Raw genomic sequence first — 20,426 nt, 5'->3', positions numbered from 1 at the left:
GCCTGTAATGGATCATGACAATAATGAGTAGTGATCAGATAGAGAACATGTCAGAAAAAGAGATACTGGTGCAGATCCTTAAAACACTGATCAGTATCGATCAGAGAATGGACCGTTTGGTTCCGGGGGATGTCTCTATGACCAGAAAAACTTCAATAGAAGATGACAATGAGGGTCCATCCACTGGTCTGGATGTAATGACATTGCTTTCTCTGCCGGAACATTTGAGAACCACTGCAACGGTATTATTTGAACTGGGGGAGTCTACTGCTGAAGACATATCACAGGTTACACTTAAGGAGGGGGCTGTCGAAAGTGGCTACCTCAATCAGCTTGTGAGGATGAGACATGTGAAAAAATACCGTGCAGGTAGAAAGGTATATTTTTGCATCATCGATAATAAGAACATTGATTAAATCTCATATAATCTTTTTTCAGAATAGGGATTACTTTGATTACTCGCTATTGAAATTAATTTAACTTTTTTGTCTTGTTGTGTCAGTGTATATTGTTTTGTGAACATAGTTGTCATTAACTATATATATGATAATATACATAGATTTCGCGCTTTCAGTTAAAAATTTTATAACAGTAACTAGCTTTATACAAAGCTGGAGGTCAAATTGAAAATAAGAGTAGTAAGTTCAAAAGAAGAGATAGAAACCCTGCACCAGAGTGAGGAAATGATACATCTGGCTTTCAGGCCCTCAAATACAGATATCTTTTCAATGATAGCAAAATGCCCTAAACTCAAAGCTATCCATATGCCTACCTCATATAACAAAACACTTTCCAAGTCATCCCTCATGTTCCTAGAAATGCAGGGTGTAAAAATTCTTGAAGGTGATTTGTGGGGGCACAGAGAAGCAATAGAAGAGTACTCTGAGATCTCACAACATGTTTATGACAGTATCGGGGAATATAGACAAAAGGGAATGTCTGATGAGGATATACTAACACAAATGAAAACAGAGACCGGTTTAAGTCTTGATATCCTTTCTTTCCTCATCAACAGAACTAAATGACGGGAGTTTTCCTCCCTCTATTTATCATTGGACATCTTTATCAAGTTATTGATCTCAGTATTGTTGAAAAGTGTATACTATTCTATTTATCAATATTTATTATTTTTCCAATGTTTGTCTTGTTACCTCTAAATTAACATATTTTTACTGTAGTTGACAAACTTTTTTTATTATATAATTAGGTGCATGCTATATCCATATAAAGATCAAGTTTTTCTGTATATGTGTATTACAGTTGACGACGATCTCATCTGTCTTAAAATTTAATATATGCAAAGAATATGAATCATAATATCTAATTATCTTTAATAAATATCATATAATTAATACAGATTAAATGAGTAAGAAATATTTTATATGTGTATTACTATTTATCTTTCTATAATATGTCGGCGCTAGATTTATATTCAAATTTTTTAACTTAATTGATTACTTTATATCAAAGGCTATTAATGTAAAATTAACTTAATAAATTTTACATATTATATGATCCGTATAAAATTAGTTTAATAAACTTTAAATAGAAAGTTGTAGATACACAGAAAATAGGATTATAAAGTATTTTACTTGTAAAAAAACAATATTTTACGATCCACAGAGGTATAAGATATGAAAATAAGAGTTGTCAGTTCCAAAGAAGAAATCAACACATTGAGCCCAAATGAAGAGATAGTGCATCTTGCATTCAGGCCATCCAACACGGACATCTTCTCACTTATCATGAAGTGTCCACAGGTTAAGGCACTCCACATTCCAAGTTCTTACAAGAGAACTATTTCCAACTCTGCAAAAATGTATCTCAAAATGCAGGGTATCGAACTGCTCGAGGGAGACGTGTGGGGGCACCGTAAGGACATCAACGAGTATTCTGAGGTCTCACAGAATGTTTATGATCGCATAAAGCAGTATCGTATGGATGGAATGCAGGAAGACGATATAGCTGACAAGATGGTAAGGGAAACCAGGCTCAGTCCGGATTTCATTTCATTCCTTATCAAAAGCAATTAATTCCAATGTATATCAGACCGGTCTAAACGATCGGTATCATTTTTTTATCTGTCTTTCTCACTCCCGCACACAGTAAAGTATCACGCAGTATATTACTCACCCAGCACAGTACTGCGGCTAGAGATTAAAATTCACATTATTTTTGGTAGCTGAGTTACAAAGAAGACTTAGATCAATGTCAAAATGCCTGAATACTTTCACTCCACATCCATCAGCTTAATACCTATTCCGGAAATAAGAAGTATAAAAATAACCAAGGAGGCTATGAATCCATAACTTTCCATCAATGGGTCCGGATTAGAAGAAAATGTAGAATGGGTGACAATAATAAGGGCGATCAGGACTAGCACTGAAAAGATGGACAATAGTACTTCAAGGGTCTTTTTATTCATGTGCTTCAATTAGAGGATGATGTACATCAATTTAACGCACCGGATCGTCAGTAAACATGCCAATTAATAGGTGATATATGACAGAATTTGAGAGAGTGCTTGTGCAATCTTTTAATTCCTTTTTCACTGAGAATGGAATAAAAGGTATAGCACACAGAGTAAAACAGCACCGTTTTACTCCCCAGTTTCTGGATGTACTTGTGGATTCACTTGACCCTGACTTTTATATGGGAATAGAATGCAAAAGTATTTCTGTGGATAAAGGAGCAAAAGCTCTGTATTTTTCTCAGCACTTTACTGTAGATAAAAAAGGCACTCATCAGATATCACGCATCTCTGATTTTCTCAGGCTTTCGGGGCGCGCAGGTTTTCTGGCAGTGGAACTCAGGATGGGGGTAGGTTATGCCCGTGAAGCATATATAGTGCCTTGGACAGAACTGGATACTCTTTTTAATACCGAGGGAGAAACTAAGTTATCTATATCAGATTTAAAGGAGTATTCCATGATAGAGAGAGAGGGAAACAGGTATCTTATAGATCCTGCAAAATGGAAAGCAGGAAGAGTACTCGGATAAGTGGTTGAAATGTCAGGTAGTCTACAGCAAATGAGGGATTGTGCAAAAAAATGTGCAGAAACTATACAGAAGATAAGTGAAGTAAAAGTTGTATCACATATAGATGCAGATGGGATCACATCCGCTGCCATTATTTGCAAAGCACTTGATCGTGCAGGCATTGACAATTCTGTTAATTTTGTAAAGCAACTTGATGAAAACGCTATATCAAGGCTCAAGGATCAGAATCCTGAGCTTGTCATATTCACTGACCTGGGAAGCGGAATGCTTGAATCTATCATAACATCCGGGTTGCACGTTGTGATCTCTGATCATCATCGCCCGCGCGGCGACCCGGAAAATCTTGTAAAGAACCATCTTAATCCTCATCTTTTTGGAGCCAATGGCTCTACAGACATAAGTGGCTCAGGAACAACATATTTGCTGGCCAGTGAACTTGGAGATAATCATGACCTTGCAGATCTCGCAATAGTTGGTGCCATCGGTGATATGCAGAACAGACGTAATGGCCATCTTATCAATCTCAATAGGGAGATCCTTGAGGAAGGTGTTTCTAAAAAGGTATTATCCTTTGAAAAAGATGTCATGCTTTTTGGTAAGCAAACAAGACCCATTTTTAAACTCTTGCAATATGCTTCGGATCCATATCTTCCAGGTCTAACAGGAGATGAAGATGCCTGTATAGATTTCCTTCATCGTATAGGGCTTCGTTTTGGAGATGATGACCGATGGAGAAGGTGGATAGATCTGGAACAGGGAGAAAAGCAAAGAATAGTCTCTGCTCTTTTACAACACGGTCTTTCCTCGGGACAGGAATCCTGCAAACTGGAGAGGCTTATTGGGGAAGTTTATATATTGTTGAATGAACGGGAAGGCACTGAAATGCGGGATGCCACTGAGTATTCGACATTGTTGAACGCAACTGGAAGATATGACAATGCTGAAATCGGGATGGAAGTATGTATGGGAGACAGGGAGGAAGCCTATCAGAAAGCGAGCAGATTGCTTACTGAACATCGATCTAACCTTGTGAATGGACTTAAATTCGTAAAGACAAATGGAATCACAAAACTCAGTAACTTACAGTATTTCGATGCTGGCTCAAATATAAAGGAAACAATAATAGGAATTGTTGCCGGTATGAGTACATCAGTTGTTGCTGACAGGAATTATCCTATTATCGCATTTGCAGATGCGGAAGAAGGTGTCAAAGTCTCTGCTCGAGGTACTCAGGACCTTGTAAGAAAAGGGCTAAATCTCTCAGAAGCATTAGCCTTTGTATCTGCAGAGGTGGGAGGAGCTGGAGGCGGACATGACATAGCAGCCGGAGCAACCATTCCTCAAAGTACTAAGGATGAGTTCATCCGCAAGCTCGATTCAATTATCGGTACTCAGATATTGAAAAAATGACTTGTCAGGTGTAATCATTGATATGTCGCAGTTCCTTTATATCAACAACATTTGACATTGCATTTAATTTTATACCTATACCGTGTTCCTGGACAATGGCCATGGGATTAGTGCCTCCAATCACAACAATTCCCAGATGATCCCTTTCTACCGGCACATCCAGAATGCGTGTATTTGGCTCTCCCACTTCCAGGATACCTGTGATACCGGCATCCATCATATCTGAAAGGATGCGGTCGATATCATCCCTTGCAGCCAAGGGGGCTTCTCTGAGGTTCGCCAGTATTTTCCCGGAACCTGTTTTTAGCATTTCAGTTACCGATGTGACCTCCTGGGACATGAGCACTTCCAGAGGATCGATCGTAGTACTATGGTATGTGAGCACATTAGTGAACCTAAGTGGTATTCCATTCTTGATCTCCACCAATCCGCCAAATCGTGGATTTACAAGCACTCCTTTCTTGAGCAGGACTCCATCTATGGTAATGCTGCACACTGTTAGAAAACCAACTTGATCTGGCCCCACAGTGATTCCCTCAATGTTATCTCCTTCATGAAGTACTCTTATATAAGGACTTACTGAAAGGCCACTATTGATGGCCATTTCAAATATCCCCATCACATCTTCCAGATCTTTCTTATTGGTAATGGACAGATTGACTATTACTTTACCTTCCCGTGTTACCGGATCAAAAGTTGTTCTGAACATCAGATCTTCTATCTTTGCTGATGTGAACTGGATACAGTAGTTTTTCTGCACCGACAGACCTCAAGAGAATCTATTTGTCTTTATTCTATTATACACTATCGATGCAGATATGAGAAGTTTCACATTCATTTTTCAAGCACCTTTGAGAACATTGCACTGTATAAATGAGGATTTTTAAGGAAATCCAGTTTGCTGAGGTCACTGACAAGATTGTACATATCCTCTCCCTTTGCAAGCCCCAGCATTGAAGCATCAGCAGGTTTAAGGTAGCGGATAGGTGGTGTTTTAGTATACTTCGGGTTGGGTATATATCCTTTCTCAAGAAGATAATATGCGGCTCCTGAATGCTCCTTGATGGGTTCGTACATGGACGCGAACTCTCTGGACACCCAGTTTGCCATCTTAAGGACTTCATCTGAAGAATTTATGGTAATATGGCCATATCCTGGTGGAACCATTATTATATCTCCAGCTTTTGCTTCGACGAGCACTACGTCCTCAATAGATTCTTTTTCCATTCTCTGCAACAGGTAATTACCTTCACCTTCAAGGACTTGATAGAGCTCTGGATAGGATACTGAAGCCCCAGGCACATTAGGGTGATAATGGCCTGCTGTTTTAACATATTCCCTTCCAAGCATTTGGGGTGGAATGGCAGTGATATCGTATCTAAGTTGCTGGGCCTTAATAGATTCATGTTCTACTTCGTTTCTGTAGAGATCCCTGTACATATAATAAAGTTCTGTGTTCTCTGCGGTCCTGGCCCACTCAGTATCATAAAGAACCTCATCCATATCATGCAGCATCCTGATGTCTGGTGTTTTAATATGTCCAAAAAAATTAAGTTCTTTCCCCATTTTTACATCCCTCAGTATCTTTAATATATATTTTAATACATAATCAATGTCTACTGTTCAATATTACATTCTATGTAAATACACTATTATTATTGATTTGTATATATATAGCCTTATAGGTTTCACATTTTATCATTCTGATTCCAGGGTCCATGTTCCTGGAATTTTTCCAGTATACGCTGCGCCAGTTTTTTGTTTATACCCTCAATCTTGCATAGTTCTTCCATTGTGGCCTGCCCAATCTTTTCCACAGAACTAAAATGACTGATAAGCGCTCTTTTCTTTGCTTCTCCTATGCCGTTTATACCGTCAAGTATGGAATGCGTAAGCCTTGCTGATCTTCTGCGTCTGTGAGAGGACACTGCAAATCTGTGTGCCTCATCTCTTACATGCATAAGGAGTTTCAAAGCCTGGGAGCTATGGGGCAGAATTATCACTTCACCAGGACCTTTTTCAGTAGTGATTATGTGCTCGAACCTTTTGGCAAGGCCAATCACAGGGATATCGATCCCCAACTCATCAAGTGAAGCTTTTGCTGCAGATAACTGTCCTGGTCCTCCGTCTATAAGGATAAGATCAGGGAAAGGCATTTTTTCGTCTTTAAGGCGAGAATAGCGCCTTCCCACTACTTCTTCCATCATTGCGAAATCATCAATACCCTTTACAGTTCTGATATTATGTTGCCTGTATTTGCTATTCGATGGCTTTCCATTCTCGAATACTACCATTGAGCCTACTGCATCTGTCCCTGAGATATTTGATATATCAAATCCTTCTATGTATAGAGGCACTGAGGGCAGTGAAAGTACTGATTGCAGTTCTTTGAGCGATCCCAGTGACTCGCTTGCTGCAGTAACCTTCAACCGGTTCATCCGCATGGTCATTTCTGCATTCTTTAAAGCCATTTCAAGCATCTTCTTCTTATCCCCTCTCTGTGGTACATTTATGTGAACTTCTCTTCCGGATCTCTGTTTGAGCCATGAGGTGATAAGGTCATGGTCAGGTATGTCGTACTGTACCAATATTTCCGTAGGGATGGGTGAATCCAGATAATACTGTTTTATGAATTGTGAGATGGTTTCAGGAAGTGTGGTGCCTTCAGCAGAGCTCATAGCAAGGTCAGCTCTTCCTACCATATTGCCATGTCTTACATAGAATATCTGAATGGAAGCAGTGTCACCGCTCTGAACAGCTGCTATAACGTCCCTATCATCTGTTCCGGAGGTGGCTATCTGTTGTTGTGAGAGCACCTTTATAGCTTCCAGCTGATCTCTGAGCTGGGCAGCAGCTTCATACTCCTGCTTTGATGCAAGGTCATACATCCTTTCTTCCAGCTCTTTCACTAGTTCAGAGGTCTCTCCTTTGAGGAATTTTATAGCTTCCTGGACATTTTCCATGTATTCCTTTTCACTTATCTTGCCAGCACAGGGTGCAAAGCACCTTTTAATATGGTAGTCCAGACAGGGTCTTTCCTTCTTTTGATTAAGAGGTTGCCTACACCTGCGTATTCTGAACACCTGAGAAATGATATCCAATGTTTTTCTGACAGCACCTGCATTGGTATATGGTCCGAAATACAGAGCACCGTCCATGAGTCTGCGGCGTGTAAGGAAGATCCTGGGATATCTGGAATTCACTGTGACCTTGACATAAGGGTATCTCTTATCATCCTTCAAGCGTACATTGTATCGTGGCCTATATTTTTTGATAAGGTTAGCTTCAAGAACAAGAGCATCTACTTCCGTATCTGTGATTATATACTCCAGATCTTCTATGTGTCTAACAAGAGTTTTAGTCTTTGGCGTGAGGTTCTTTGAGGACTGGAAGTACTGGCGTACCCTTTTTCTCAGGGAAAGCGCCTTACCCACGTATATCACTTCTCCCGAATCATCCTTCATGAGGTACACTCCCGAAAAATCCGGAAGTGAAGATAGATCAATGGCCATGGAACAATTCTCCAAATATAATTATGCGTAAACTGGAAATATATATATGCTCGTTGTGATCCGTAAAATGATCTTCTGCCTGAAGCTGCATGAATTCACTCTTGTGAGATCCATGCTGATCGCAACTCCAAATTATATGTAAAGCTGTGGATGACATTAATCAATGACCTATTAGTGTGAGTCTTTTATTTTTTCCAGAATTCTGGTGTGAACAATACCATAACTGTGAATACTTCAAGTCTTCCTATCCACATATTCATTATCATTATCAGTTTAGCTATGGATGGCATACAGTTGTAGCTTGACATCGGTCCAACAAGATTCAAGCCAGGACCAACGTTGCCCAGAGTCGCAATAGATGCTGTAAAAGCAGTGACTATATCAACATTCATTAAGGAAATAAGGAAAGTACTGGTAACGAATATAAGGAAATAGATGACCATAAATGATATTACCTGGTGTATTATTTCAGCTGGGACAACTTTTCCATTGAATTTGATCGGTTTTACTGCTCTGGGATGAATAAACTTGAATAATTCACCGTTTGCATATTTCAAAAGTAAGAGCACTCTTACAACTGTTGGGCCACCAGAGGTGGATCCGGCACATCCTCCTATGAACATCATAAACACCAGGACGATCCTGGAAGAATCAGGCCACAGATTGAAATCCACACTCGCAAAACCAGTGGTGGTGATAATAGATACGACCTGGAATAAAGCATAGCGTAAGCATGTGAATGGATCAGCAGCTATGCCATATCTTAATGTAAGGATAAGCACAGCGGTGGCTGTTAAAATTATAGCAGTGTAGAACTTGAATTCTTCATCCCTGAAAATACTTGTGTGGTCTATGTAGAATGTTCTGTACAAGAGTACAAAATTAACTCCTGCTATGAACATGAATAGTGTGATTATCGCCTCTATCAAAGGACTGTTAAAAGCGACAATACTTTCTCCATAAGGAGAGAAACCTGCGCTGCCTATAGTAGTGAACGTATGAACGATAGCATCGTATATTGACATGCCAGCCAAGTATAACATTGCGATCTGCAAAGATGATATCAATAAATAGACCATCCAGAGGATCTTCGCTGTTTCTCTTATCCTGGGCTTTATCTTTTCTTCTTTCAATCCGGGAACTTCTGCACGGAATAGGTGTCTACTTCCAATGTTTAATTTAGGAAGGATGGCAATGAACAGCACAATTATACCCATGCCTCCTATCCATTGGATCATGCTGCGCCAGAATAGAATGCTTTTCGAATGACTTTCGATATTATCAAGGATAGTTGCGCCAGTAGCTGTGAATCCAGCCATGGATTCAAATAAAGCATTAATAGGGGATATGCCACTTATAATAAAAGGTATGGTGCCAAAGATCGTAACTGTCAACCATCCGAAAGCTACGGTAGCAAAAGCTTCTCTGTGTTTCCATTCAGCATCAGACTTATAGCGTAACCAGAGAAATGTCCCTGCTATCTCGGTCAGGACAATGCCAACAATGAAAGGCATTGTGGATTCATTGTAATATACTGCTACTAACAGGGGAATTATCATTATAATTCCCTGAAAGCGCAGGAGAGTTCCCAGTACACTAAGCACAACGGCTGAATTCATTGAATCTCCCTTTTTACTTCACAAGCCCCTTTGAAACTTCCATATATCATCATAGATATATTTCCTTCCACATCTGGCGTTTAGAATCTCTACAGTACAATATAATATTTCCTCAGCTTTATTCTCTGATTCCTCATTTTTTAGCGTATGCACTTCTTATAACATTGTAATTATATTATAAATTATCAGCACCTGGACTATAGGTTCGGATATTTAAGTTAAAATCATATCACTATGCAGATCTGTTGAATTAGGCCAAAAGCTCAGTTTTGGAAATGGGTCCTATGAGTTTCTGATTAAAGTCCACAGGACTTACTTTTCACAAGAGGTCCCAGCTTGCCCAAACTTGTTCTCCACTAACCGGTCATATACCATATCGATTATAGTTTTAAGGTTAACTATATCCTCACGGTTGTATTCGAGCAAAAGGTCAAGGGATCTGTTGTTTCCGCGTTCGTACTCCCGCCAGAGGCGCACTGCGTCAAAACCGGAAAGTCCTGTAGTTCCCTCACTTCTGGAGATGCCAAGAATTTGTTCTATCTTTTTCAATCCGCCCGAAAAACCGATACGGCGCAGAGGGTACATCAGATCGATGTGCAACTGGTCAAATTCGATCTCAGGGAATTCTCTTTTGATAAAAGGCAGATCGAAGCGGGCACCGTTAAAAGTAATAAGTGTTTTGTATTTTGGCAATTCGTCAACGATATCTTCAAGGTCAATACCTTTGACGTATGTTTTCGCTTCTTTTCCATTATAGATGCCCACTACGGTAATATTGTCGCGGCAGGGGGCAAGACCCGTGGTTTCGATATCCACACATGCCACATCATCCAAAAAATGCTTGTAAGCCCTCCAATGTTCTGAAGAAGGCAGGGAACAGGCAAAGAATTCATGATCTTTTGCCTTAAGCCGGTCCAGAGAATCAACTATGCCTGCACAAATGAGACTTTTCTTCTTGTCAGGAATGTACACACTGTCCCTTTCACAGAGGAATTCTTCCCATGTTCTCACACCACTGCTCCATATGCGTTTCTCGATCGTGGCGCCTATAGTCGGCATGTGGATATAAGTGCTTTCTAGCATTCAACCGGCCTCTGTTCTTTAGTATAGGCTATTGATTAATAACCGTGACGTTATGCGTATATAATGAGGATATACTTAACGATGAATCACAACCACTATATTATATGAATAGCTTTTATATTAGTGTATTAATGTCAAAAAACACCTTATAAGAGGAATGGACATGAAAAAACTTTCAGTAATAGGTGCAGGCAATGTGGGTGCATCCACTGTGCAGAGGCTGGCAGAGAGCAAATTAGGTGATATTGTTATGCTGGACGTGGTACCTGGACTTCCTCAGGGGAAAGCACTTGATCTTATGCAGGCTGCGCCTTTGATGGGATATGATGTGAACATAAAGGGAACCAATGACTATGCAGACATAGAGGGTTCCGATATCGTGATCATAACTGCAGGTATAGCACGCAAGCCTGGTATGACAAGAGACGATCTGCTGAACATCAATGCCAAGATCACAAGAGAAGTATGCGGCAATATCAGGGAGTATGCACCAAAGAGCATAGTTATCACGGTTACCAATCCACTTGACATTATCACTTATGCTGTATACAAATGTACAGGATTTGGGAAAAAGAGGGTATTTGGTATGAGCGGACTATTGGATTCAAGCAGGTTTGCCTCTTTTGTAGCCATGGAGGTAGGCTGTTCTGTAAAGGATGTAGATGCTATGGTCCTGGGCGGGCATGGAGATAGCATGGTCCCTCTCCCACAGTATACGACAGTTTCAGGTATACCCATATCCGAATTCCTGCCAAAGGACACTATTGACAGGCTTGTCGCAAGGACCATAGACGCGGGAGCTGAGATAGTCAGCCTTCTAAAAGAAGGAAGTGCTTTCTACGCTCCCTCGGCGGCAATCGTATCCATGGTGGACGCGATCATAAACGACTCAGGAAGAGTGGTGCCTGTATCTGTATATCTCGAAGGGGAGTATGGGTTCAGTGACCTATGTCTGGGAGTACCTGCAAAGCTGGGAAAGAATGGCATTGAAAAGGTCATTGAAATACAACTCTCAGAAGAACAGATAGTAGCGCTTTCAAAATCGGAAAAGTCCGTTCGGCACGGTATAGGAAAGCTAGATATGGGGTTATATGAAAAAGCATTTCTAGTATAGCGCTTTTACATACGAATATTCATATATAAGTACTCTTAAATAAAGGAGAGATAGCATGCGTACGGATCTAACATCACTTTTCGGGCTTAATGTCTACACAGATGCTGGCACATACATTGGAAAAGTGGCTGACCTTGTATTGAACGTGGAAGAAAGGAATGTTAAAGGGATAGCCATAACTGACATCAACAGGGATATATTTGATGTACCTACAAGAGGTGCCATTATTCCCTACAGATGGGTAGTGACCACAGGGGACATTGTTATAATTAGAAGTATCGTTAGCAAGTTTAAGAATAAGAAAGAAAAAGAACAAGAAGAAGAGTAAAAAGCACATGAAGAAGCGAGAGATCTACAGTGATCTGCGCTGTGCACCTCCTTTTATTATTCGTGTAGATGGCAGAACATTCAAAGCCTCACTGTTACGTATGGGTTTAAAAAAGCCCTTTGATAGCAGGTTTGCAGTTTCTATGGGTAACATCGTAGAGGCACTATTAAAGAAAAGTGGTCTGTCACCTGTTTTTGGATATACTTTCTCTGATGAGATCAACCTCCTGTTCAAGGACACGCCATTTGACGGGAGGGTGGAAAAACTGAATTCGATTGTTCCCAGTTTTTTAAGTAGTGCACTTACTTTAGGTCTAAATGTACAGGAGCCACTTGCCTTTGATTCCCGAATTGTTCCTGTGTGCAGAGAGCAGATAGTTGAATATTTGGAATGGAGGCAGAAGGAAGCATGGAGGAATTGTATCAACTCATATGCTTTTTACACTCTTGTCTCAAAAGGGTCCAGTGAGAAGGAAGCAGCTGCTGCCCTTAAAAAGAAAAGGTCATCAGATGTCCATGAATTACTTTTCAGGCATGGTATCAACATCTCTAAAGTGCCTGCATGGCAGAGGAAAGGAATACTTGTCCATAAAGAGCAATACTCTATTGAAGGATATGATCCTTTGATGCAGGTAAATACAAGCAGCATCCGTTCAAGAGTTGTTCAGAACTGGGATGTACCTCTCTTTACTTCTCCAGAAGGCAGATCGCTCATTAATTCGTTGATTGACGACAGTTAACCATATAAACAGAAAGGGGTTTTATATGAACCATTATTTACGAATGGTGAACACATGGACAAACTGGAGCTTATAAAGAGGAACGTACAGGAAATTGTTACAGAGGTAGAACTGGAAGAACTTCTAAAAAAGAAGGATAAACCTGTTGCGTATGTGGGTTATGAGCCAAGTGGCAAGATCCATTTAGGCCATGTGCTTACTGTCAATAAACTCCTTGATCTGCAAAATGCCGGTTTTCAGATAATAGTCCTGCTTGCCGATGTACATGCATACCTTAATCAGAAAGGCACTCTCGAAGAGGTACGTAAAACTGCTGATTATAACAGGGATTGTTTCATTGCACTTGGGCTTGATCCGGACAAGACTAAATTCGTGTATGGTTCTGATTTCCAGCTAACATCCGATTACATGCTCAATGTACTCAAGCTTACAACTACTGCATCTCTTAACAGGGCAAGAAGAAGTATGGACGAGGTTGGCAGAAAGATGGAAGATCCCAAGGTTTCCCAGATGGTCTATCCAATGATGCAGGCAATAGATATCGCTCTTCTTGGTGTGGATGTAGCTGTGGGTGGTATAGACCAGCGCAAGATACATATGCTTGCCAGGGAAGGTCTGCCAGCTTTGGGTTTCAGATCACCTCTTTGCATACATACTCCCATACTTCTGGGTCTGGACGGAAAAAAGATGTCCTCTTCAAGTGAGAATTTCATTTCTGTGGATGATTCAGAAGAAGAAATTGATCAGAAGATGAGAAAAGCTTTTTGTCCGGCCGGTCAGGTGAATGAGAATCCTATGCTGGAATTGTTCAGGTATCACATCTGTCCCAGATATCAGGAAATTATATTTGAAAGGCCGGAGAAATACGGTGGAAACCTCGTATGCAGAAGCTACGAAGAGCTTACTAAGGTTTTTTCTGATGGACAACTGCATCCTATGGATCTCAAGAAAGGTGCTGCAAAGTACATGAGCATGATACTTGAGCCTGTCAGAAAGGTTCTGAAAGGTAATTGAACTTTTTAAAGTCGCAACATATTTAAGTGGTTACATACAAGAAATAGTCTGAATATTTATTCAGGCGGAGGATCAAATGAGGTATACCTATCAGGATTCCACAGACCTGCCCGTACAGCGTGATTTTATTCAGGATATAAATGATCTTATTGAAATAGCAGGGAAAGTCCTCTCCTTGGAAAATGATGCTATCGATGCAAATGAAATTGAATTGAAGGCTATTTCCTCTCTGGAAAGCAGGATAGTCGATCTGGAAAAATTTGCAACAGATGTAAAAACATATGTAAGCTCTATTTCTCTTAATGCAGAAAGTGTGGAGATCCTCGATTGTCATAATGCCATCATCGATGCATGTGATGAAAGTGCCAGTATTGGTCTTCATAATCTCAAAAAAGAGCTCGAGCAAAAAAAGCGGGAACATGAGGTGCATATCAGCGAACTGGAACAAAAAATGCTTCCCATGCTCAATTCTCTTTTTGAGGACGGTATATACGGTGCTACTCGGAAGTATTCGGTTCGTCTTGACAATGGCATTATGCGGGGAGAGCTCAAAGCTTTTATATCAGGTGTGGAATACGAAAGTGATCTTCTATATCGCAATGGGCCATTATTTATGCGTGAAGTTCATGGGAATATCCAGCTCCCTGTCTGGGCAAAAAGTGGGATAATACATAAGGAAAACAAAGTAAAGATGGTCTATGTAAGTGAGTTCATGATCACGAATATCGATTTTGATGGTATTTCCCATCTTGACCTGGCCTTTGAGAACAAAAAGCAGGACCAGCAGTTCAAAATAATTTTTAACTCCGAGGATATTCAGATCCTTCAAGGGAGCAGCGATATAACTACAGATAAAACTCTATCCCAATCTATTGATATGGACCGGATAGGACCACTAGGCACTGATGTTATAAAGTTTTTAGAAATGTCTATTATGTCTCAGAAACTTCAAAAAGTCATGCTTGATGGCAGGGATGCAGTCCATAACAATGAAGTCTTTGATTGTTTCAAGATCATTATGGAAAGGTATGGTGATGTTGTTCGCGAATGCATTGACAGAGGATTCGTTAAGAACGAGATAACCATAAAGATTGAACGTACTGATGGCACAAGGACAGAAAAGTACGTAACAAAAGAAGAGCTCTTTAACAAGCTGGCGGAACTTGGCAGTGAAGGACTTGAACTGGCAAGCATACTTAATGTGGAATAAAAAGAGGGCTAATGTTCTTCATCCAATGATCCTTACAGACACCCGGATCCTGGATTTTGTTTCTGTGTTTGATAGTTTCACCATTAAATAACAACATACTGGGTGCTTAATTCCGAATCAGATCGGATATTGGAATCATAAAGGGGAATAAGGCCATGCAACGTACTGTGGAAGAGATATGTTCCAAGATCAGCAGGAAAGAAGCTGTGGTCATGACCGCCCACGAGATCTGTCAGCTTGTCAGAGAGGGTAAGGATATAAGAATGGAAGATGTGGATGTGGTTACCACAGCCACAAGGGCAATAATGAGCGGTACTTATGCAGTTATGTCATTTCCCATTGAAGCTCCGCGGCAGTTCACACGGGCGAAAAAGATATTCCTGAATGGTGTACCTGCTTTTGCAGGCCCCTGTCCTAATGAGAGGCTGGGCATACTTGATCTTATGGTCTTTGGGACCTCTCATTCCGGCCTCAGGCCAGACTACGGTGCTGGTCATCTTTTCCGGGATATGGTGCAGCAAAAAGAGATCGAGGTTTCTGTGATCACTGATGAGCATGATACTTTCACCTCAGGCATTACTCTGGACCATGTACCTTTTGCCCGCCTGTTCGGGACCAGACACTGCTTCAAGAACTACTCTGCATTTGTTAATTGTTCTTCTGAGGCAGTTCACACCATCTTTCATGCAATGGGTTTCAGTCCCGAACTTTCAGGAGCTACTGTATCCGGCTGCGGAGAGATAAATCCTGTTAAGAATGACCCTCTGCTGGAAACCATTGGCATTGGTACGCGTTTCCTTATGAATGGTAGTGAGGGTTTTGTCATAGGCGATGGTACTCGTAGTAGTGCAGCAAAACCAAACCTCACAGGATTTGCGGATATGCATGGCATGGACCCTCAGCTAATGGGTGGTTTTACCACCAGTTCCGGACCAGAATGCATTGTTTCCTGGGCTATTCCCATACCAGTGACAAGTCAGTCTGTGCTGGATGCTATCAAGGCCACAGATGAAGATATACCTCTTCCTGTAATGGATGTTGCTCGCAGAAAGCCCATAGGTCAGGCGTGCTATGGGGATGTCTGGCAGAATGTGGACCTTGATGTTCGTTTTGATCCATCTGCATGCATTCAATGTACAACATGTGAAGCCAAAGAAAACTGTCCCATGGATGCCATACATAGGAATAAAGGCAAGCTTGTGCTTGACAGGTATCTTTGTTTTAATTGTGGTCTTTGCTCCACTCTATGTCCTGCAGGCGTATTCATTGCAAAGCTTGGAAATATCAAGACAAAGTTGAATTGTTATGATGCAGACAGCTACAGGGAAGTACCTATTGTACTACGCCAATCTGACCGCAAAAGAGCACAGAAGATGGCTGAAGAACTAAAGAACAAGTTGATGGAAGGTTCTTTTGTCATGGGACAGATGGCTCAGAGGATAAAGTAATACCGGCTCTGTGGAAAACCTATCTAAAAAAAGAAAAAATGAAAAAAGTAATAAAAACGAACCTACTGTTCTTTCGCAAAAATGTAAGCACAAGGAATTGCGATGATATCTCCAATGATGGTATAAATATACATCCCCTTCAGCCAATTCATTCGGACCTTAACATCTTGATTCATATCATCCACTCCCTAATTGTTTTTTGTCATGGCGAACCCATGTTATAAATAAAAAAAGTGAAGGAAAGTGTTACTTCTGAGTATATTGTCAAGAATATACGAAGGTAGTCACATTTCCCCAAATTTTGCAGCAATCTCCATGAACTTATTCAGCATAGCGCTTAGCAGTTTCCATATCATCCTTTGGGTCCCATGTAATTATCTCCATATACAACATTTTTTCTCCCCCTTTTGTTGAGATAATTTCCATACTCTCGATGTTTGCCATCACTTACTTAGTTGAACCTCCGGGCACAACAGTAAGGTGATAGATCACGTCTGTAACAAAAACCCAAGGCTTATCCTCCGAATCCACACCATCCATTCTGCCGTAAATATGAATTGTGTGCTCACCGACAGAAAGAGGTGCTAACATTATCCAGTAACCATCAGATACTGCAACAGTCTCATAATCTACACAATCGTCTGGCACTTCAAAAAAAATGGTCTCTGGATCTATCACTACGTCAAAAAGATCGGATTGGACTCTATAATTCTCCAGATCTTCTATTTCTTTACCGTCGACGCTTGCCTCTATATCTGTTACGTAATACATTGCTTCAGTGACGGCAGCACGCAACGTCTCTTCATTATCTACGCTACTATCTAAACCGAGCTCTAATTCCGAAAAGGCACTATTAATTACTGGGAAAAAGAGAGCTTTGCCAGCGGGAATCTCACAAGAGCGCTCTACAGTTTGTCCTGACAAGTCAAACGTGGTACCAGCAAGGAACCATACTTTTCCAGATTGTCCTTCAGCAGCGAAATCTCCATTTGTATCTTGGATAGGATTATTTTGGCCTGCAGGCATGGAAAAAGCCCACTTCCACCATTCTGCACTCCATTCTCCATAAGTCATCCCATAGGCGTGTGAATCAACCGGCAAAACACCAGGATTCGGATTTTTTGCTGCCGCAGCCAATGGTGCGAGCACCAGTATTCCCAGGATGATCGCAACAACACTTAACCGTAATCTTTTTCCAGAAAGGTATCCTTTAAATGATTTCATCTCATTAGTCATCATATATACCCCCATTTATTCCCATTTATTTACATACTTCGATCAGAGCTACGTACTTTCACAAGTACACATTTCTGTCGTAAACTTACTTCCCAGTAAAAAATTATTTAGCCTACTATTGTATAACCAAAAAACTGAGAAAACGAGTTACAAGCTACTCTTGTTTGCCACATTTTTCAATGTAAGCATTAAGAACAACTCACCCATATATGGGTATTTATTTAATGATATTTAATTATTGTGATGCATCGAATTCAAAACCTCTACTATTTTCATTTTTAACTACAACGATAAATTATTAAACATAATCTGTTTTTATTTCATTTAACCGAATTTTGATGAAATGAGTGGAGAATAAGTTTTGAAACCAGTTCACTGTCAAATTCTATAAGGCCAAAAAATGAAACTGCCAAACTTTGGTTATATGATTTTATGCAGGTCAACACATCTTTATAGTTTAGGCTCAATCAGGACTGATTGGCTACTATATGGATCTGACACTGTTTACTGATATTGAAATAATTTTTGGTTTGTCGATATTTATTTTGCTGGTTTTTCATAAAGCTAAATTGTCGCCAGTTCTTGGTTTTCTTGTTACGGGAATTGTAGCAGGCCCTCATGTCCTTGGTATCATCCGTGAAGTGGAGCAGGTAGAGGTACTTTCAGAGATAGGGATAATTCTGTTATTGTTCACAATAGGGGTTGAGATGTCCATCAAAGAGCTCTGGGACATCAAAAGATTCGTGCTGGTGGGCGGTGGTTTGCAGGTGGGTATCACTACAGCACTTGTCTACTATATTTCACTTTATATGGGCCACAGTCCCAGCACTGCTCTTTTCCTTGGATTTCTGGTATCTCTCAGCAGTACTGCTATAGTACTGAAACTGTTTCAGGAAAAAGGAGAGACATACACCACTTACGGCAAGATCTCCCTTGGCATACTCATATTCCAGGATATTGTTATTGTTCCCATGATACTCCTCACGCCCATACTGGCAGGCGTGCCCTCCACTTCAGGAGACAGTCCTGTCACCTTTCTTCTGAAAGGGCTTGGTATCATGCTGTTTGTGATTGTCACTGCTAGATGGATAATGCCTGCACTGCTCTTCAGGATCGCTAAGACCAAGAACAGAGAACTTTTCCTTTTGACCATCATATTCACGGTGTTCGGTACAGCGTGGCTGACTTCCAAAGCAGGATTATCACTGGCTCTAGGAGCGTTCCTGGCGGGTCTGATCATATCTGAATCTGAGTACAGTCACCAGGCTGTCGGTAACATGATGCCTTTTAAGGATGTTTTTATAAGCTTCTTTTTTATATCCATAGGAATGTTGATGGATGTCGGTTTTTTCCTGGAGAATATATTCACCCTCCTGGCATTGGCTGCAGGGGTAATACTTGTAAAATCTATGGCATCGGGGCTTGTTACCTTCCTTTTGGGCTATCCTCTGAGAACCACGATCATAACCGGGATGACGCTGGCCCAGGTGGGTGAGTTCTCATTTGTCCTCTCAAGCTTTGGAAAGTCTTACGGGCTGCTCGATGAAAGTCTTTATCAGGCTTTCCTTGCTGTTTCCATAGTAACTATGGCAGCTACTCCCTTTGTGATGACTTTCTCACACAGTTTCTCGCACAAACTAACTAACAAGACTAAAAATCCTATATTGGTCAACGGTCTGTATGCAAAGAGCATGGGTATATACTCAACTAATGCAATGCCTGTAGACGAAAATGTGGAATTGGATGATCATCTTATTATCGTAGGTTATGGATTCAATGGAAAAACAGTTTCTAATGCTGCAAAGACTGCAGGCATACCTTATGTCATCATAGAAACAAACCCTGAAACCGTGCGCAATGAACGAAAAAAGGGAGAAAGGATCTACTATGGGGATGCAACTCATGAAGTTGTTCTTGATTCTGCTAACATAAAGTCCGCCAGAGTACTTGTAGTAGGCATATCTGATTTCATCGGTACGAGGGCAATAACCGATGTTGCAAGAAGGATGAATCCGGATATCTATATTATCGCAAGGACACGATATATGAGCGAGATCAAAACCCTCAGTCAGCTGGGTGCCGATGAGGTAATTCCCGAAGAGTATGAAACATCGGTGGAAATATTCAGTCGTCTTCTTAAAAAATATCTTGTACCGGAAGAGGATATTTATTCATTCACAAGGGAGATACGTGCAAACGGTTACTCTATGTTGAGAAAGCATTCCGTTGGAACTAAAAAGGACACCTTCAGCCTGAAAGATGATCTCCCGGGACTGGATGTAACATCTTTTAAGATCAAGGAAGGCAGTCTCATTCACGGAAGTACCCTCAAAGATGCGGATCTAAGGAACATTCATGGTGCAACAGTACTGGCCATTCGCAGAGGTGAACAAATCATTGAGAACCCTGTGGGTGATACGCAACTCCTATCAGGTGATCTGCTAATTGTACTCGGAAAACCTGAAAGGCTATGTCAGCTGAGAAATTTCCTGGGAGGAGATGCTGATACTGTTTCCTCCGGAGTTTGTTCTTATGAAGGTGCATAAGATTTGTCTTACTGCAAAATAATCTATATACGTATCGAAATTGAAAAGATGGTCGGATATTAGTACACAAATCTGTACTATTTTTTCTTTCTTTTTTCTTATGGTCGTATATACTCCTTGTCAGCTTTATCTATCAGTTCTACAGATACGGATTCAACCAATAGGTA

The 20,426-nt window shown here is 40.7% G+C and carries 20 protein-coding genes; 12 read left to right on the top strand and 8 right to left on the bottom strand.

Translation table 11 applies throughout. The annotated features are described in order from the left end of the window. The first annotated feature begins 14 nt into the window (after positions 1 to 14). The 3 genes from METHO_RS09935 to METHO_RS09925 all read left to right on the top strand — a co-directional run bounded on the left by METHO_RS09935 (position 15) and on the right by METHO_RS09925 (position 2,033). Positions 15 to 416 carry a transcriptional regulator gene (locus METHO_RS09935; protein WP_245546283.1) on the top strand — a complete coding sequence of 134 codons (402 nt, stop codon included), beginning with the start codon at positions 15 to 17 and terminating at the stop codon, positions 414 to 416. Positions 417 to 623: 207 nt separating this feature from the next. Beyond that, the gene (locus METHO_RS09930) at positions 624 to 1,025 is read left to right on the top strand and encodes a DUF1699 family protein (RefSeq protein ID WP_015325403.1); all 402 of its coding nucleotides are present in this window, start codon (positions 624 to 626) and stop codon (positions 1,023 to 1,025) included. 609 nt (positions 1,026 to 1,634) lie between these two features. Continuing rightward, on the top strand, positions 1,635 to 2,033 hold the full coding sequence (locus METHO_RS09925; protein ID WP_015325402.1) for a DUF1699 family protein: 399 nt from the start codon (positions 1,635 to 1,637) through the stop codon (positions 2,031 to 2,033). Positions 2,034 to 2,230: 197 nt separating this feature from the next. On the opposite strand, the gene METHO_RS09920 is transcribed toward METHO_RS09925, so the two are convergent. Then, positions 2,231 to 2,425: a DUF7472 family protein gene (locus METHO_RS09920; RefSeq protein WP_015325401.1), complete on the bottom strand. Its 195-nt coding sequence runs from the start codon at positions 2,423 to 2,425 to the stop codon at positions 2,231 to 2,233. 77 nt (positions 2,426 to 2,502) lie between these two features. Here METHO_RS09920 and METHO_RS09915 point away from each other — a divergent pair, with 77 nt between their 5' ends. Both METHO_RS09915 and METHO_RS09910 read left to right on the top strand, forming a co-directional pair. Next, on the top strand, positions 2,503 to 3,000 hold the full coding sequence (locus tag METHO_RS09915; RefSeq protein ID WP_015325400.1) for a hypothetical protein: 498 nt from the start codon (positions 2,503 to 2,505) through the stop codon (positions 2,998 to 3,000). Positions 3,001 to 3,009: 9 nt separating this feature from the next. Beyond that, positions 3,010 to 4,410, top strand: a complete 1,401-nt coding sequence (locus METHO_RS09910) for a single-stranded-DNA-specific exonuclease RecJ (protein WP_015325399.1) — start codon at positions 3,010 to 3,012, stop codon at positions 4,408 to 4,410. A gap of 4 nt (positions 4,411 to 4,414) precedes the next feature. On the opposite strand, the gene METHO_RS09905 is transcribed toward METHO_RS09910, so the two are convergent. The 5 genes from METHO_RS09905 to METHO_RS09885 all read right to left on the bottom strand — a co-directional run bounded on the left by METHO_RS09905 (position 4,415) and on the right by METHO_RS09885 (position 10,624). After that, a complete protein-coding gene (locus METHO_RS09905; protein WP_015325398.1) occupies positions 4,415 to 5,170 on the bottom strand; it encodes a DUF128 domain-containing protein in 756 nt (251 codons plus the stop codon). A 74-nt stretch (positions 5,171 to 5,244) separates the two neighbouring features. Further along, positions 5,245 to 5,976, bottom strand: coding sequence for a glucose-6-phosphate isomerase family protein (locus METHO_RS09900; RefSeq protein WP_015325397.1), 732 nt, complete (start codon positions 5,974 to 5,976; stop codon positions 5,245 to 5,247). Between the two features lie 122 nt (positions 5,977 to 6,098). Continuing rightward, on the bottom strand, positions 6,099 to 7,937 hold the full coding sequence (gene uvrC / locus METHO_RS09895; RefSeq protein ID WP_245546282.1) for an excinuclease ABC subunit UvrC: 1,839 nt from the start codon (positions 7,935 to 7,937) through the stop codon (positions 6,099 to 6,101). A gap of 170 nt (positions 7,938 to 8,107) precedes the next feature. Next, positions 8,108 to 9,541 carry a TrkH family potassium uptake protein gene (locus tag METHO_RS09890; protein WP_015325395.1) on the bottom strand — a complete coding sequence of 478 codons (1,434 nt, stop codon included), beginning with the start codon at positions 9,539 to 9,541 and terminating at the stop codon, positions 8,108 to 8,110. Between the two features lie 312 nt (positions 9,542 to 9,853). Next, a complete protein-coding gene (locus tag METHO_RS09885; protein ID WP_015325394.1) occupies positions 9,854 to 10,624 on the bottom strand; it encodes a ribonuclease H-like domain-containing protein in 771 nt (256 codons plus the stop codon). 163 nt (positions 10,625 to 10,787) lie between these two features. On the opposite strand from METHO_RS09885, the gene mdh reads away from it, so the two are divergent. The 6 genes from mdh to METHO_RS09855 all read left to right on the top strand — a co-directional run bounded on the left by mdh (position 10,788) and on the right by METHO_RS09855 (position 16,477). Then, positions 10,788 to 11,738: a malate dehydrogenase gene (gene mdh / locus METHO_RS09880; protein WP_015325393.1), complete on the top strand. Its 951-nt coding sequence runs from the start codon at positions 10,788 to 10,790 to the stop codon at positions 11,736 to 11,738. 55 nt (positions 11,739 to 11,793) lie between these two features. Further along, positions 11,794 to 12,066 carry a PRC-barrel domain-containing protein gene (locus METHO_RS09875; protein WP_015325392.1) on the top strand — a complete coding sequence of 91 codons (273 nt, stop codon included), beginning with the start codon at positions 11,794 to 11,796 and terminating at the stop codon, positions 12,064 to 12,066. A gap of 7 nt (positions 12,067 to 12,073) precedes the next feature. Beyond that, positions 12,074 to 12,805, top strand: a complete 732-nt coding sequence (locus METHO_RS09870; RefSeq protein WP_015325391.1) for a tRNA(His) guanylyltransferase Thg1 family protein — start codon at positions 12,074 to 12,076, stop codon at positions 12,803 to 12,805. A 54-nt stretch (positions 12,806 to 12,859) separates the two neighbouring features. Then, positions 12,860 to 13,819, top strand: coding sequence for a tyrosine--tRNA ligase (locus METHO_RS09865; protein ID WP_015325390.1), 960 nt, complete (start codon positions 12,860 to 12,862; stop codon positions 13,817 to 13,819). 76 nt (positions 13,820 to 13,895) lie between these two features. Next, positions 13,896 to 15,029 carry a hypothetical protein gene (locus METHO_RS09860; RefSeq protein WP_015325389.1) on the top strand — a complete coding sequence of 378 codons (1,134 nt, stop codon included), beginning with the start codon at positions 13,896 to 13,898 and terminating at the stop codon, positions 15,027 to 15,029. Positions 15,030 to 15,184: 155 nt separating this feature from the next. Continuing rightward, the gene (locus METHO_RS09855; protein ID WP_015325388.1) at positions 15,185 to 16,477 is read left to right on the top strand and encodes a methanogenesis marker 16 metalloprotein; all 1,293 of its coding nucleotides are present in this window, start codon (positions 15,185 to 15,187) and stop codon (positions 16,475 to 16,477) included. 321 nt (positions 16,478 to 16,798) lie between these two features. Here the strand turns inward: METHO_RS09855 and METHO_RS14310 are convergent, their stop codons facing one another. Both METHO_RS14310 and METHO_RS09850 read right to left on the bottom strand, forming a co-directional pair. Next, a complete protein-coding gene (locus tag METHO_RS14310) occupies positions 16,799 to 16,921 on the bottom strand; it encodes a hypothetical protein (RefSeq protein ID WP_281162782.1) in 123 nt (40 codons plus the stop codon). Positions 16,922 to 16,924: 3 nt separating this feature from the next. Then, positions 16,925 to 17,716: a hypothetical protein gene (locus tag METHO_RS09850; protein ID WP_015325387.1), complete on the bottom strand. Its 792-nt coding sequence runs from the start codon at positions 17,714 to 17,716 to the stop codon at positions 16,925 to 16,927. A 485-nt stretch (positions 17,717 to 18,201) separates the two neighbouring features. Here METHO_RS09850 and METHO_RS09845 point away from each other — a divergent pair, with 485 nt between their 5' ends. Further along, entirely contained in the window at positions 18,202 to 20,259 is a 2,058-nt protein-coding gene (locus tag METHO_RS09845) for a cation:proton antiporter domain-containing protein (RefSeq protein ID WP_015325386.1), read from the top strand. The last annotated feature ends 167 nt before the right edge of the window (positions 20,260 to 20,426 follow it).

It is taken from the genome of Methanomethylovorans hollandica DSM 15978, assembly GCF_000328665.1.
GTDB lineage: Archaea > Halobacteriota > Methanosarcinia > Methanosarcinales > Methanosarcinaceae > Methanomethylovorans > Methanomethylovorans hollandica.
Note: the sequence above shows the minus strand (reverse complement) of the source record. Positions and strands in the feature narration are given on the sequence as shown.